Origin of the sequence: Pantoea sp. GbtcB22 (assembly GCF_019091025.1) — a bacterium.
In the GTDB taxonomy this organism is placed as follows: domain Bacteria; phylum Pseudomonadota; class Gammaproteobacteria; order Enterobacterales; family Enterobacteriaceae; genus Pantoea; species Pantoea leporis.
In genome coordinates this window covers 1-237 of record NZ_JAGXKB010000816.1, presented here as the reverse complement: position 1 = coordinate 237, position 237 = coordinate 1, and the positions used below count along the sequence as shown (strand labels likewise).

Genomic DNA, 237 nt, shown 5'->3' with positions numbered 1-237 from the left:
TACGGCTTGCAGATCAGTGAATTATCGACGCACCTGGAGGGCCACCTGATTGCCGTTCATCCGGCGCACGATCGCGCCTTCGACGGCTTTGCCCCCGCCGCCTTGCACGGCGACAAAGGAAAGCGCACCGCGTGGGCGATTCAGACGGTGAAGCAGGCAGCTGCCGCGTCAGCCAACCTGGGATTGCAGGCCCCCGCCACGTTCTCCGGTTCGCTGGCCTGGCCCTATCTCTATCCC

The 237-nt window shown here is 64.6% G+C and carries 1 pseudogene; it reads left to right on the top strand.

The features are described 5' to 3' along the window. Nucleotides 1-237: pseudogene (locus KVT28_RS26760) on the top strand (sugar phosphate isomerase/epimerase); the annotation flags it as partial.